Below are 15,742 nucleotides of genomic sequence, written 5' to 3' on the forward strand. Positions count from 1 at the left end.
CGGTCGGACTCACATATTCCAAACTATTTCATTCGCTTGGTCCTACCCTCCAACCCATCTCTTCCATTTCCACCTATCCTTTTCCCATCACATAATAAAATATATTTTATTATGTGTGCGACCTCACATCTCACACCCCCCAATCTATCAATCAAGTAAATGTGAGAAAAGAGGGGTTTGTCGCTTTATCCGTGATAAAATTATTTAAATGAATTTATTGATTTTATTTTGGTTTGTTTTTGGAACGGTGATAGGCAGTTTCTTAAATGCTGTTATATATCGCCTTCCAAAAGGGGAGACGCTTTTGGGCAGGTCAAAGTGTCCGTGTTGTAGAAAGGTGTTAACTTTTTTTGAGTTGATACCGTTAATCTCTTATGTTTTTCTGAGAGGGAAATGTTCTAACTGTGAATCTAAGATAAGCGTTCAGTATCCATTGGTAGAGGTCGCATCTGGTCTTGTGTGGCTTTTTGCTTACACGCTGGGAGATACTCTCACACACTTAATTTTGCTTGGTGTTATTTTCTCACTTCTCATTGCAATTTTTACTTATGATGTCCTTCATATGTTGATACCGGATGTCTTCTCTATGCCGCTTATAGTCCTATCCTTCATTTTGCTTTTTGTGGAGAACGAATCTGTGAGTTTTGAACTTCTTGCTGTTGGTCCTATCCTTGCGCTGTTTTTCTTCATACTCTGGCTTATCTCAAAAGGCAGGTGGATGGGTTTTGGGGATGTGAAACTTGCGATACCACTTGGGTGGCTTGCGGGTGTGCAGGGCGCATTTTTTGTTTTCCTATTGTCTTTTTGGATAGGCGCTATTGTTTCAATTTTCTTAATTTTGGTGTTGAGTGTGATAAGAAAAGAAAAAATCTTTTCTATGAAAAGCCAAGTGCCGTTTGCACCGTTTCTTATAATCGCCTATTTCATAGTTGAATACTGGAATATTTCTTTTGAAAAAGTGTTAAGCGTTGTATCGGTGTTATAATATCCTTATGAGGTCTTTTCACAAGGGTTTCACTCTCATAGAACTTATAGTAACTATCGCTATCATAGGGATAATGTCGGGTATTATTGTCTTTGCTGACCGTGATTTTGCTGGAAATACTTCAAGGATAAGAACAGGGCAGAGCCTTGCTTTTGCAATCCGTCTTGCACAATCCTACTCGCAATCAGATGAGCTCTCTACAAATCTTAACAACCCCGCTGATGTCGCCTTGCTTGTTGAGTTTCCTTCAAGTGTGAATGATGCAGAAGACGGTGTTACAGAATACAAGATATATCACGAAAAAACGGGAACAGGTGATACCAGCAATATGATACTGGAAGATTCTATCCCCAGTTCTGAAGAAGCGAGTTTCAATTTTGAAGCCAAGGCGGTCTCATTAAACACTTTCAGTGTCGCAAAAGATAGAAGAAACTCAATATTAAACTTTTGTGGCAAAAAAGATGGCACAACAAAATGTATATGGAAGGTTGGCAGCGGTAGCATAGCGGAATCCAGATGTCCTAAAGGAGCAATGGACCCAGTGGAAGGTGGTTTAGGTATGAATAAAAAAGATGTTCTCGTTATTTTCTCACCACCGAATATTGATCCAACATTCATTTTATTCAATAAAGACAATGGTCAAAAAGAAACAATAACTGACGGCTATTTCTGCATAGGTGATCACTTCAATGACTGGCAGACATCAGTCAGTATCATCAGTTCGGGTCAAGTTTTTGTAAGAAGATCAGAATGAAGAAATTAATTAATAAAAAAGAATACGGCTTTACACTCATTGAGCTTATCATTGCTTCCACGCTTTTTGTGTCTGTTGTTGGCGTTGCGCTTGGTGCACTGACTCTTTTTTTGAACGCAAACATAAAGTCACAAAAGGGCAAGGACACTCTTTACACGGTTGATGCTACCCTTGAAACGATGAGCAGAGAACTTCGTTTGGGGCATAGTTATAGATGTGGCAGTAATATCACAAATGTAGTTGAAGAAGCAAAAAAAACAGGCACTTCAGACTGCGAAAGTGGAAATTTTATCTCTTTCAAAAAACAGGGTTCAGATGATGACAGAACGGTATACTTTTTTCATGACGACAAACTGGAAAGCGCAAAGGTAAAATGTGATCCTGAAGGAGACCCTCCTGTTGAAAAATGTAATGTAAATGCAACCGATTTCAAAGAGTTTGTGGGCGAAGGTGTGACATTAGAGAGCGTTCGGTTTAGAGTTACAGGGGCAGCAGACACCGACACGACACAGCCGAGTGTAGATATCTCCCTAAGCGGAACATACGATGCAGGAAATCAAGAGGGTGAAAAAATTTCTATAAGGACAAGTGTTACACAGCGCCGACTTGATATTAAGCGGGACCCTACATCTTCTTTTGCAGTAAGTAATTTTGGTAGGGATGCAACAGCTTTTTATGGGTTTGATGGAACTTCCTGCATAGACGAGGATGGCGAAAAGGTAGAAAAAATATTATGTCAGAATGTGGCGATAAAGGATATAGAGATGGCAGATGGTTCGTTGCTGTTGCTTCATGCAAACGGAAGGTTGTATAAGATGACTGTGCCAAAGAGTGATTCTTGGCGCATACCGCCAACGGGAGGGGTCTTTAATGCAGAACTTATAAAATTTTCTGATGAAAACATAGAGAAGATTGATAATTTTATCGCACACCCAGAGGAAAAATATTTTACAGTTTTGCCACAAAACGAGAGTAAGTGGAGATTGTTTCATTTAGACAGGAAAACAGTTGGTAAGTATGATGAGATAAAGTTGCCAGACATATGTGACGATGAACCGCCTATTGCGAAGGGGGGTAAAGATGACAATTATGTGAGGTCGTATAAAAAGAAAAAAGCGAATGGTTCATGTGATGAAAGCAAAATTTTTGTTAAAAGAAAATGGGGAACATCACCAGAAAAGACAGATACCATATCGGTTATGTCTGGCAAACATTACGCTTTATCTTTAGGTCGTACAGGACAACAATACCGTATTATTGAGCTCTCTAGAGTAACAAGTGTAGGATTAGGATTTATCAGCTCTTCTACATTCTCCTATCATAACAGTTTTTCTTTTGAAGACGAAAGATATGTTATTGGAAATTATGTTTATAATCGTTTAAATGATGGCTATACAAGGTGTGGTGTGGAAGAAAGGAATTGTAATAATGCTGGAAATAAATTATCACTAAGTGGAATTGGTGATGCTGTCTTCTCTAATCCCACTTCCTACACAAGAATTTTGTTTTTGGGAATAAGCAGTGATAATGTTTATGAAGCAAAGGGTGATGCCTTTAATACCAATACCGCGGCAACAAAAGTAGAATTCCCTTCGCAGAGTAGTGGCGTCCCCGAAGGTGCGCTCATAGGTCCTTTTCCAGGGCAGAGGGAGGGGGAGATTAGGTTTAAAAAAGTTGCTTTGAACTCAGAAGGATCATTGCCCTTTGCGGTAGATGTGGATGGCAGTTTGTATGTTTGGGGCTCTAAGGTAGTTACCTCTACATCATCTACCATAAGAGAGAGGGTTTTCGTTCAGCGTCAAAGAGTTGGCTCTGCAGTTAATTTTTATAAAATTGTTAAGATAAACTTTGGATTTTGATTATGTTTAATATAAGTAAAAACAATTATAATAAAGGTTTTTCTATAAGCGAGGTTATCATTGCGCTTGCGATTATAACCATCGCTGTTGGTGCACCGATAACACTCATAACAAGAGAGGTAACTGAAAATACTATAACCCACGAGAGAGTGGTGGCGCAGTTCATAGCGCAGGAGACTATTGAAAATATAAGAAAAATACGCGACAGTAATTTTATAGCACAGGGTGGTGATATAGAGAAAGACTGGCTTGATAATTTGACGGATTGTGTGGGAAAAAATAAATACTGCACCACTACTTTTTTTAATTCCACTTCAATTCCTAATAATGGTTGCAATTCAGACATAAATACTACTTATGGCGGACTTGCAGTAAAGAAATTAACAGAAGGAACAGGTGATATGTGTGTCAATTTGTATCAATATACTGCTGATAATAATCAATACAAGAACGCGTATGTTCCTTGTAATAAAGCTGGTACGTGCCCAGCGGATAATAGTAGTTATGACAGAGGCAACATAGAATACAAGAAAGCATTTCAGATAGAAAGAATATCGGACAGGGATGTAAGGGTTACGGTTTTTGTGTGGTGGTCTGATGCTTTTCCAACTGATGATAAGCAGTGTGAGGTTCGTGATTCTACAAATGATTGTCTCACGGCATCTGAAAATTTATATAGGTGGGTAAGAACTCAATAATGGAAATTAATTATGAAGAATAAATATGAAAATAGAGGTTCGGCATTGGTGATAGCAACGCTTGTTGCTGGTTCTATGTTGAGTATCGCGTTTGGTATATCTTCTATTTTGTTTAAGGAGATTCTTTCTTTTGTTTCTTCGGAGAGGTCATACCATACTTTTCACATAGCCGACACGGCTTTTGAGTGTGCACTTTTGCATGATTTTATATATGGATCTTTTGATAGGTTTGATAATTTGGGCAGACAGCGACTTACAACGGGGCATATCACATGTAACAACAAAATCGCAAGGCAAAACCCAGACGAAGAAGGAGATATATTTAATGCACAAATACCTTTGAGTTATACGGATAATAAGGTGAAATATAAGTTTTATGTCCATGATGGTGAGAGGGAGAAATATTGCGCAAGGGTTGTGGTGACTAAAGAGGAGAAAAGGGAAGATGCAAGTAGCCAAACAAACCTCAAAAGAAAACTGGAAACAACCGTAGAGACTGTTGGGCTAAATCCTTGTGGCGGTGGTTTAACCCAAGGTCAGATAAAGATAAGGCATATAGCGGAGTATTAATTTCAAAACTTCAATTAAATCGGCTCTTCAATTATAATTATATTAATGGATATACCAAAGAAAACAAAGGAGCGGGTGTTAAAATTGCGAGAGATTATAAAAAAACATCGCGACCTGTATCACAGAGAAGATAAGCAGGAGCTGACGGATGAAGCGCTTGATTCAATGAAACATGAACTTGCTGAACTTGAGGCGAGGTATCCTTCATTGGTAACTTCGGATTCTCCAACGCAGGTTGTTGCTGGTGGTGTAAAAAGGGGTTTTCAAAAGGTTGAACACAAGATAGCACAATGGTCTTTTAATGATGTTTTTACATCAGATGAGTTTTTGGCTTTTGATACTCGCGTGAGGAAGGTGGTTGGTGAGATTGATTATTTTTGTGAATACAAAATAGACGGAGTGAAGATAATCGTGGAATATAAAAAGGGTAAGTTGTTTAGGGCGGCAACAAGGGGCGATGGTCGTGTTGGCGAGGACATAACAGAAAATGTAGTTGCGATTAAGTCCGTCCCTCGCAATCTTAATGAGCCTTTGGATGTGATTGTGGAGGGTGAGGTGTATATGTCAAAAAAAGAGTTTGAAAGGATAAACGAGAAACAAAAGAAGGAAGGAAGAGAGGTATTTGCAAACCCACGAAATTTAGCGGCAGGTTCTTTAAGACAGCTTGACTCTAAGATTGTCGCGTCAAGAAATTTAAGCGTGTTTTTTTACGACATTGCAGAAATCAGCGAAAAGATAGAAACTCAAGAGATGGAATATGAAAGGTTAAAATCTCTCGGCTTTCCAATAAATTCAGTGTCAAAGCTGTGTCATAACACGGATTGTGTGGTAGATTTTTGGAAAAAACTTACTGAAAGGAGAGAAAAGGAAGATTACTGGGTTGATGGAGTTGTTGTGAAGGTAAATAGTCGTTCGCTACAGGAGAAGTTGGGCTACACGGGGAAAGCGCCAAGATTTGCTATTGCGTTCAAGTTTCCATCTCGCGAGGCAGCAACTGTGCTTGAGGATATAGTGTTTCAGGTGGGAAGGACGGGGGTCATAACACCTGTTGCAGAGGTTACTGCGGTTGTGATAGACGGAACGACTGTGTCAAGGGCAACTCTTCATAATGAGGATTTTATAAAAGATTTGGATTTGCGTGTGGGCGACACGGTGCTTATAAGAAAGGCGGGCGATATAATCCCTGAGATTGTAAGTATTGTTAAAGAGCTTAGACCAAAGAACACAAAGCCCTTTAAGTTTCCTAAAAAGATTTTGGATTGTGGGGGTGATGGTTCCATCGTAAGAGTGGAGGGCGAGGCGGCATGGCGATGTGTTTCAACAGATTCTTTTATAGGCAGGGTGAGACGGCTTCAGCATTTTGTTTCAAAGAAGGCATTTAATATAGATGGGTTTGCTGAAAAACGGCTTGAGCTTTTTATAGAAAAAGGTCTTGTAAATTCTTTTGCAGATATATTTACATTGAGAAAGGGCGACCTTGAAGGGCTTCCGAGTTTCAAAGAAAAATCTATAAACAATCTTTTGGAGAGTATAGAGAAGTCAAAAGATATAACACTTGCACGACTTCTTTTTGCTCTTTCAATAAATGATGTGGGTGAGGAAAGCGGGCGGATTTTGGCAGAGAGGTTTGCGACAATTGATGATATTGCTTCTGCTGATGTGGAAACAATCGCAGGGGTTGGCGGTATAGGGACTGAGAGAGCGCACGCCATATACTCTTGGTTCAGAGATCCTCTCAACAAAAAGGAGGTTGAGCAACTTTTGTCGCATATAAATATTTCAAACACTACCACCAAAACCAATCTTTTTAATGGGGCGAAAATTGTTGTGACTGGGACATTAAATGATTACACAAGGGATGAAATAAAATCTATGCTTTATGAAAATGGGGCAAAGGTTGTAAGCAAGGTTTCAAAGGCGGTTGACTATGTGGTTGTCGGCAGGGATGCAGGCAGTAATGCCGACCTTGCAAAAAAATATAATATACCCATCGTTGAGGAAGACCGCTTGAGAGATTTTCTATCAAAGGGCTCTCTTTAGGGTTGTGTTAAAATACAAGGAATGAGTAATAAAAATAATTTATCAAGAATACAATCAGCGTTGATGAAGGCAGAGTCGGTGCTGTCTTCTGCGTTAAAAGAGGCAGGCTTTTCTGAGGAAGTATTTCTTGAGATACCAAAGGGGATGCAGGGGGATTTTGCAAGCCCTATTGCAATGCGTCTTGCAAAAAGGGGAGGGAACCCGCTTCAAATCGCTGAGAAGATTGTATCAAAGATAAAGGTTGAAGAACCATTTTCAGATGTGGTTGCGATGAAGCCGGGTTTTATAAACTTTACTTTATCTGAAAAAGAAATAGCAGGGGTGGTGAAAGATATAATCGCAAATCCAGACGAGTGGGGGCGGTCTTCTGTATATGACGAGAATAGAATAATTGTTGAATTCACAGATCCAAACCTTTTCAAAGAATTGCATATAGGTCATTTTATGAGCAACACAATAGGAGAGTCGTTATCTCGCTTTTTTGAGTTTGGTGGTGCAGATGTAAAAAAAGTTTCTTATATGGCAGACATAGGTCTTCATATAGCTAAATCTATATGGGGAATTAAAAAAGCGGGTTTGTCTGTAGAAGAACTTACTTCAGAGAGTTTGGCAGATGCGTATAAGAAAGGGTCAAAAGAGTATGAGGAGGATGAGGGTGCGCGAAGTGAAATAGACGATATAAATGTTTTGATATATGAGAACAAGGATGCAGAAATTACAGCGATTTACAAAAAAGGACACAAAACATCTATGGATGAGTTTGAAGGCTTGTTTGAAATGTTTGGAACAAGGTTTGACAAGTATTTTTTTGAGTCGGACACGGTTGTGTCTGCTGATAAAATAATAAAAAAGGCGTTAGGTGATGGTATCCTTGAGAAAAGTGAGGGTGCTGTGGTCTATCGCGGTGTTGGTGAGGGCATGCATACGGTGGTTTTTTTGAACTCCAGAGGGTTTCCAACATACGGGGGAAAAGAATTGGCGCTACCAAAACTCAAAGATGATTATTGGCAACACAATAAGTCGTTTATTGTAACAGCAAATGAAACAAGGGCGCATTTCAAAACGGTCTTAAGCGCTCTTTCAAAAATAAATAAAGAGGAGGCAGAAAAAACAAAGATAATATTTCACGGAATATTAAAATTGCCAGAGGGAAAGATGTCATCAAGAAAGGGAACCACTTTTTCTGCAAGACAATTTATAGATTCTTTGAGGGAAAAAGTTAAGGGTAAAAGCGATAGAAATCTTAGTGATGAGGATGTGAACGAAATTACTCTTGGGGCTGCGAAATACAGCATACTCTCAACATCTTCTCACCTTGATCGCGAGTTTGTTTATGATAAGGCGTTGAGTATAAACGGAGAAACCGGTCCTTATCTGCAATACGCATCTGTGCGCGCAAGGGTTTTGCTTGAGAAGGCAAAAGAAAGCGATATAAAAATTGAAAACGATTTTTCCATAATCAACCCCACTTTAGCAAGGGAGATAATAAGATTTGAAGAGGTCGTGAAAGAGAGCATAGTGAAACAATCCCCTCACACTACTCTCAGATATCTCGCGGATCTCGCCCACTCTTTTAATTCTTGGTATGAAAGAGAGCCAATTCTTAAAAATGACAGAGCGGGGGACTGTCTGGCTCTTGTCCGTGCTTTTTACTCCACGATGAAAAACGGTTGTTATCTGCTCGGCATAAAATTGCCCAAAGAGATGTAATTTGTTATTATGGTTATTGAATATGAATTTAGATAATAAGGGAGAATCAGCAAAAAGAGAAGAAGAGATATTATCTTTTTGGGAAGATAACAATATTTTCAAAAAATCGGAAGAAGGCATAAAGACCAAGAAGGGTTTTTTTGGTTTTCTTAGCAACAAACCTAAAAAATTTGTGTTTCTTGATGGTCCTCCATTTGCAAATGGTCTGCCCCATCACGGTCACATATTGCAGAGTTTTATAAAAGACGCTATACCGCGATACAAGACGATGCGTGGGTTTTCTGTTCCAAGACAGTGGGGCTGGGATTGTCATGGTTTGCCTGTTGAGTATGAAGTTGAGCAGGAATTAAATGTAAATTCAAAAAAGGAAATTGAAGAAAAAATTGGGATTGAAAAATTTAACCAGACAGCACGCAGTGGCATAATGAAATATTCACAGGAGTGGGAAAAGACAATTAACAGATTTGGTAGGTTTGTGGATATGAAAAATGATTACAGAACGCTTGATACCAAATACATAGAGTCGGTCTGGAATGTGTTTTCCAATTTGTATAATAAAAAACTTGTAGATGAAGATTTTCGTGTAGAACCGCTCTGTCCGAGATGTGAGACAACGCTTTCACATGCTGAAGTGGCGCAGGGGTATATTGATGTGGTTGATACATCTGTTTATCTCAGATTTCCTATAGTTGATAGGAAGGACACCTCTCTTTTGATATGGACAACAACGCCTTTCACACTGCCTGGAAACACTGCCGTTGCGGTTAATCGCAATTTTGAATATGTGGAAGTTTTGCACGAGGGTCATAAATATATAGTCCTTAAAAAACTTGCTAAAAAAATATTTGGTGAAGAAGTAAATGTGGTCTCAACTATTATGGGTAGTAAATTGGTGGGCTTGGAATACAAACCTCCTTTTGAGACATTTGCAAGAAAGGTATTAAAAGATGATAAGAACGCATTTTTTGTTCATCACGCAGATTTTGTGTCAGATGAAGATGGAACGGGTCTTGTTCATATCGCTCCTGCTTGTGGTGAAGACGACTTCAATCTGTCTAAAGAAAAGAACATACCTCTTTTGTTGCACATCTCAACAAACGGTCTGTTTAATGAAGAACTTGGTTTTCTTAAAGGTTGTAAGGCAAAGCAAAAAGAGGAGGGGTCTAAGACGGATGAGAAAATTGTTGCTTTTTTGAGCGAAAAAGATTTTCTTTTTCGCGAAGAAAAAATAGAGCACTCATATCCACACTGTTGGAGGTGTAAATCTCCTTTGATTTATTATGCGATATCTTCTTGGTTGGTTGATGTTCCTTCTATAAGAGAAAAAATGGTAAACAATAACAAAAAGGTGCATTGGGTTCCTTCTTCTGTTGGTATGAATAGGTTTGGAAATTGGCTTAAAGATGCAAAGCCGTGGTGTGTTTCAAGGCAGAGATATTGGGGTGCTCCAATACCTGTATGGAAATCGGAAGATGGGGATGTTCTCGTCATTGATTCTCTAGCGACATTAAAGAAATACATAAAGAGTTCAAATAATGAATACATCTTTGTAAGACATGGTCAGGCAGTAAATAACACAAAAGGTGTTTTGTCTTCAACAAACAACACAAACAATGATCTGACAGAGAAAGGAAGAAGTCAGATAGCCAAAACAGCGAAGGAACTTAAAGATAAAAAAATTGACTTCTTGTTTTCATCTCCGCTTGACAGAGCACTACAGTCGGCAGAAATTATAGCAAAAGAAAACAATATACCAAAGGAAAATATAATTATTAAAAAAGAACTTGCTGAAGTTGATTGGCGGGTTTGTGAAGGCAGACCTGATGAAGAATATTTTAGTCATCTATGCCACCATCATTTTGGTGATGAAGAAAAAATGGAATCTGCGAGGTCAATTTATCACCGTATCGCATTGCAACTTTATTCCCTTGAGGAAAAATATAAAAATAAAAGGATTGTCTTTGTTTCTCATCATATCCCCATCGCTTGTGCTTATAGTATTTCATCGGGCATCCTTTCAAGAAACATAGAATCTTTTTACAGGAAAATACACCCACAAAAAGGAGAGCATTGTTATGACATAACAAACGCAAGTATAAATAAGATTGATTTTAAGCCATTGCCACACAATAAGTTGTATGAGATTGATCTGCACAGACCATATATTGATAAGCTAAAACTTTATGACAAAAACGGTAAGGAATACAAAAAAATTCCTGATGTTTTTGATTGTTGGTTTGAATCAGGCTCTGGTCCATACGCATCCGTCCATTACCCATTTGATACCAGAAGCGATTTTGATCCAAATAAAAAAATAGGATTTCCAGCTGACTTTATAGCAGAAGGGTTGGATCAGACGAGGGGATGGTTTTACTATCTTATGGTTTTGAGCACGGCTTTGTTTAACTGTGCGCCATTCAAAAATGTTATTATAACCGGTCTTGTGGATGGTGCTGATGGTAAGAAGATGAGTAAAAGTTTGAAAAATTATACTGATCCAAAGGACATAATAAATAAATATGGAGTGGATGCAATGCGTTATTACATGCTCTCATCTGCTGTTGTTCGCGGTGAGAATATGGCTTTCTCTGATGATGGCGTTGCCGAAATAGAGAGAAAAATAATAAACAGGTTAAACAACTGTCTTTCTTTTTATAACTTGTATCGCAAAGAAGGTGATGATATGGGCGCTAAATCAAACCACCCACTTGATTTGTGGATTGATGCATCCCTTGCAGAGTGTGTTAATAAAATGACAAATTCTTTTGAAAACTACGAGATTGACAAGGCGACAAGGGCTATAGGCGATTTGATTGAAGACCTTTCTATATGGTTTTTACGGCGCTCAAGGGGTCGTTTGAAGGGAAAAGAAGGGGAAACAGAAGCGGCAGTCGCAAGGGGTGTTCTCAAAAGAGCGCTTTATAACATTTCTCTTTTGTCAGCGCCGATAATACCTTTCTATTCGGAATATTTGTATAGATCACTTAAAGAAAGTGATGACGCAGAGAGCGTTCATCTGAAGCAATGGCCTTCGTTTTCTAAATTTGATGCAAAACTGCTTCTTGAAATGAAAAAAGCAAGAGAAATAGTAAGCAAGGCGCTTTTGTTGAGAGATGAATCCAAAATAAAAGTTCGTCAGCCACTTCAGTCGCTCTCGGTGAGGGAGGACTTGATGGTTTCTGACAAATTAGCAGAAATTATAAAAGATGAGGTAAATGTAAAAGAGGTTGTGTCTCATAAAAAGGGCGATGAGGTAGTGTTGAACACAGAATTGAATGACTTACTTCTTCGCGAAGGCGCGGTTCGTGAAATTGCAAGGGCAGTCCAGTCCATGAGAAAAAAGCAGGGCAAAAAACCTTCTGATAAAGTTGTGTTGTGTATAGATGCATCAGACGACATCAAACTGGCTATAGAGGAGCATAAAAAATATCTTGTTGAGACGGCTGGGTTAAGCAGTATTGATTTCACACACAACAAAGGAGTTGAAAAAATAAAAGTGGGAGAAGGGTCGGTTATCATAGATATTAAATAATGTCACACCAGATACAAACCACCAAAGCATTTGTCATAAATTCACATGAAAGAGGTGAAGCAGATAAAATGTTTGTTTTGTATACCGAGCTTCTTGGACTTGTATATGTTGATGCAAAGGGGATAAGAAAGGAGAGCTCAAAACTTCGTTCTTTCCTAAACTCAACAGGGTTGTTTGTGGCTGAGTTGTTGCCTGTGCGGAGTGGCTACAGAATAGTGGGCGCTTCTGGTACTCATTCTATGTCGGAATTTTTATCTTCTGAAAATAGAGCCGCATTTGCGAGGATACTTAACTTGTTCTCAAAACTGGTCTACAATTCACTCAAAGACGAGAAACTTTTTTATATATTGTCAGATTCGCACAACCTTCTTGTCTCTGCCGAGTTTGAGGATGTTGAGTCGCTTGAGTGCGTTTGTGTTGCGAGGATGCTTGAGCGGCTTGGGTACTTTCCCCGCGATAAATCGCCGCTTATCTTTGAAAACAGCATAGAAGTTGTCAAGCAGAGATTGAGGGATGTGAATACACGCCGAAAGGTAATCAGCGAAATAAACGAAATTATGTATGAATTGCACTCATAATTTTTATATAAATATGATATACTTTAATTTTAGAATATGCCACGCAAAATAAAGAAAATAAAGAAGAAACTTAATTTTGATTTCTCTGCTCGTGCGCGAGATCAGAGAATAGACCTTTATCATCCCAAAAGAAAAACGATGAAAAGAAAATGGGAGACTGAGAACAAAAAAGGTTCGTTAATCAATAGGTATGGCAGGTTTCTTCCCATGCTTTTTATGCTCACATTTGGGTTTTTCCTTGCCGCTTTGGTTTTCTATTTTCTTTTTAGCGGAAGACAAAATATCTCAAGTGAAAATATAGAAATAGAAATTCGCGGTCCTGTTTTTGTCACTTCAGGTGGAGAGACACCCATCAATATATCAATCACCAATGACAACTCCATACCCATAGAATTTGCTGACCTTGTTATCAATTATCCGTCTGGCACCAAGTCAAGCAAAGACAATACAACACTCCTTACAAGAGAAAGGAAGGGACTTGGATCAATAGAACCAGAAGAAACAAAGACAGCAGTAATTAATCCAATAATCTATGGTTCTGCAGGCTCATCACAGGAAATTGTTATCGGTCTTGACTATCGTCTAAGTGGTTCAAACGCCCAATTCGCAATTGAAAAGCCATACAATGTTTCAATACAGTCCTCACCAATCGCGCTCATTGTTCGCGGAACAAAGAGAGTCATATCTGATGAGAATTTTCCTTTAGAAGTGGAGATTAAATCAAACTCACAAAATACAATAGACGACTTGGTGTTGGTCCTTGAATATCCGTTTGGTTACAAATTCCTTAGGTCAAACAGAAGTTCAAGATTTCAGAATACTTTATGGGAAATAGGTCGTCTGAATGAGGGTCAAAATAGGGTTATCAATATATCTGGGGCATTAACTGGAAATAATAACGAAGAGAGAACATTTAGATTTCGTTTAGGTGTCGCAGACCCAGTAGACAAAAAGAGGATAGGCTCTCTGATAGCAGAAGAAACACACTCCATCGTTATTGATCGTCCTTTCATAGAGTTACAACTCACATTGAACCAAAACGCAGATGACACACACATCATAGACGAAGGCACAGAAGTGAAAGGGGTTCTGTGGTGGGTAAATAATACACAAAATACCATAAGAGATGTAGAAATAATCCTTTCACTTGCAGGAAACGGTTTGAACAAAACTTCTGTCAGAGTTCCTGATGGTTTCTATGATGAAAAAGAAGACACAATTCTTTGGTCAAGAGATACACACCCAGAGTTAAGAACAATCGCATCTAACGGCAGGGGAAATGTGGAGTTCTCATTTTCTGTTGTTGAAGATGATCCAATCAGAAAACTCACAAACCGTTCTGTAGATTTATCAATAGATGTTAGTGGCATAAGAGATGACGGAACAAACCAAGCGAAAAAAATAGAAGGTTCAATAAAGAGAAATCTAAAATTGACTTCAGAGGTGTCTCTCTTCTCACGCTCCGTTTATTCTGACGGACCTTTTCAAAATGAAGGTCCTATACCTCCTAAAGTAGGTGAAAAAACAACATACACAATTTCATTGATAGCGAGAAACTCGTCAAACACTATGAGGAACACAGTTTTAACATCTACTCTTCCGTTTTATGTTAATTTTGAGAAGGGTATTCTTCCAGAGAACGAGGATGCCACATACGATGAGGATACAAGAACTATAAGATGGAACATACAAGAGCTTGGGGCAAATACTTTTGACAACTCCAGAGAAATTTCATTCCAAGTTTCAATAACACCAACGATATCCCAGTTGGGTGAGCCACCAGTTTTGTTAAACAATCAAAGGTTTGATTCATTTGATATATTCACAGGAAAGCCCATAAGACTTGATTTTCCACCCATAACGACTGAGATAAGGGGCGATCTTATATATAGGAGGGGAATAGGAAATGTGACATCAGATGGTGATTTGTGATATAATATTGAAAAACTATGGAGAATAGCAAAAGCATAAGTATAAACACGGGAACAATAGTAAAAATAATAGTTTTCGTAGGGCTTGTGTGGGTGTTTGTTAAACTCATAAACATCTTTGTCATCCTTCTCACATCCGTTGTTCTTGCTTCTGCCATTGAGCCAATGGTGAGAAAACTTATCTTATACAAGATTCCTCGTGCCTTCTCTGTTTTAATAGTTTACTTTCTTTTGCTTATCATAATCGTATCGGTTACATTTTCTCTCATACCTGCATTTGTAACAGAGGCGCGACAGTTTACCACTTCATTGCCGACCATCGTGTCATCTTTTCAAGAATCCATTAAAGGAACATTTATAGACAACCTCATATCTTCTGATTTTGTTACTAATGTAGAGCCGAGTTGGTCTGAAAGAATTGAAAGTGCTTTGAATGTTTCTCTTGATGGGCTTATCTCATTTACAAACACATTCTTCAATAGCCTGTTGACAGGTGTTCTGATAGCCGTGCTTACTTTTTACTTTGCCGTTCAAGAGCGGAATATATATAACTTCTTAGATGTCATATCTCCTCGTCGTTACAAATCTTATGTATTGGACTTGTGGGGAAGGTCTCGTGAAAAGATAGGTCAGTGGATGAAGGGTCAGATAATACTTGGTTTTATAATCGCTGTTTTGGTTTATCTTGGTCTTTTGATACTTGGCGTTAAATACGCACTCCTTTTCGCAATTATTGCCGGCTTGTTTGAGCTGATACCTATTTTCGGTCCGATACTTTCAGCTATACTGCCAGTCCTCGTTGGTTTTGTTGACGGTGGTTGGGTTCTCGCACTGTTGGTAATTGGTTTGTTTGTCATAATACAACAGCTTGAAAACAACTTGATATATCCTTTGGTTGTAACAAAGGTTGTCGGGATACCTTCCATTTTGGTTATCATTGCGATTATAAGCGGTTGGATACTTGCAGGTTTCCTTGGCGTTGTTTTGGCTGTTCCACTTTCTGCGATTTTGCAAGAGTTTATCAACGATCTGAAGAGTGGAAAGATAGATAAGTTTGTAGCTGAAGGTAGTAAAAGTTGATTTTC

The 15,742-nt window shown here is 38.6% G+C and carries 11 protein-coding genes; all 11 read left to right on the top strand.

The features are described 5' to 3' along the window. Positions 1-208: 208 nt before the first annotated feature. Genes OXU73_02745 through OXU73_02795 form a run of 11 tightly spaced genes read left to right on the top strand, consistent with a single transcriptional unit; the run spans position 209 to position 15,737 of the window. Entirely contained in the window at positions 209-985 is a 777-nt protein-coding gene (locus OXU73_02745; protein MDD9868222.1) for a prepilin peptidase, read from the top strand. A gap of 7 nt (positions 986-992) precedes the next feature. Further along, the gene (locus OXU73_02750; GenBank protein ID MDD9868223.1) at positions 993-1,739 is read left to right on the top strand and encodes a type II secretion system protein; all 747 of its coding nucleotides are present in this window, start codon (positions 993-995) and stop codon (positions 1,737-1,739) included. After that, positions 1,736-3,598: a prepilin-type N-terminal cleavage/methylation domain-containing protein gene (locus OXU73_02755; GenBank protein ID MDD9868224.1), complete on the top strand. Its 1,863-nt coding sequence runs from the start codon at positions 1,736-1,738 to the stop codon at positions 3,596-3,598. Before OXU73_02750 ends, OXU73_02755 begins: the two co-directional genes overlap by 4 nt. A 2-nt stretch (positions 3,599-3,600) precedes the next feature. Then, complete coding sequence (locus tag OXU73_02760) at positions 3,601-4,296, top strand: prepilin-type N-terminal cleavage/methylation domain-containing protein (protein MDD9868225.1); 696 nt, start codon at positions 3,601-3,603, stop codon at positions 4,294-4,296. Positions 4,297-4,308: 12 nt separating this feature from the next. Further along, entirely contained in the window at positions 4,309-4,866 is a 558-nt protein-coding gene (locus OXU73_02765) for a hypothetical protein (GenBank protein ID MDD9868226.1), read from the top strand. A gap of 45 nt (positions 4,867-4,911) precedes the next feature. Next, complete coding sequence (gene ligA, locus OXU73_02770) at positions 4,912-6,906, top strand: NAD-dependent DNA ligase LigA (GenBank protein ID MDD9868227.1); 1,995 nt, start codon at positions 4,912-4,914, stop codon at positions 6,904-6,906. 21 nt (positions 6,907-6,927) lie between these two features. Continuing rightward, complete coding sequence (gene argS / locus OXU73_02775; GenBank protein MDD9868228.1) at positions 6,928-8,616, top strand: arginine--tRNA ligase; 1,689 nt, start codon at positions 6,928-6,930, stop codon at positions 8,614-8,616. A 22-nt stretch (positions 8,617-8,638) separates the two neighbouring features. Continuing rightward, positions 8,639-12,148, top strand: coding sequence for a class I tRNA ligase family protein (locus OXU73_02780; GenBank protein ID MDD9868229.1), 3,510 nt, complete (start codon positions 8,639-8,641; stop codon positions 12,146-12,148). Further along, a complete protein-coding gene (locus tag OXU73_02785) occupies positions 12,148-12,726 on the top strand; it encodes a recombination protein O N-terminal domain-containing protein (GenBank protein MDD9868230.1) in 579 nt (192 codons plus the stop codon). The genes OXU73_02780 and OXU73_02785 overlap by 1 nt, the downstream gene beginning before the upstream one ends. Before the next feature lie 36 nt (positions 12,727-12,762). Continuing rightward, positions 12,763-14,658, top strand: coding sequence for a hypothetical protein (locus tag OXU73_02790; protein ID MDD9868231.1), 1,896 nt, complete (start codon positions 12,763-12,765; stop codon positions 14,656-14,658). 17 nt (positions 14,659-14,675) lie between these two features. Continuing rightward, positions 14,676-15,737 (top strand): AI-2E family transporter, encoded by a 1,062-nt coding sequence (locus OXU73_02795; protein MDD9868232.1) that lies wholly within the window; start codon positions 14,676-14,678, stop codon positions 15,735-15,737. Positions 15,738-15,742 lie beyond the last annotated feature (5 nt).

This window comes from Candidatus Campbellbacteria bacterium (genome assembly GCA_028817035.1).
GTDB lineage: Bacteria > Patescibacteriota > Minisyncoccia > Phycocordibacterales > JABAAK01 > JAPPQH01.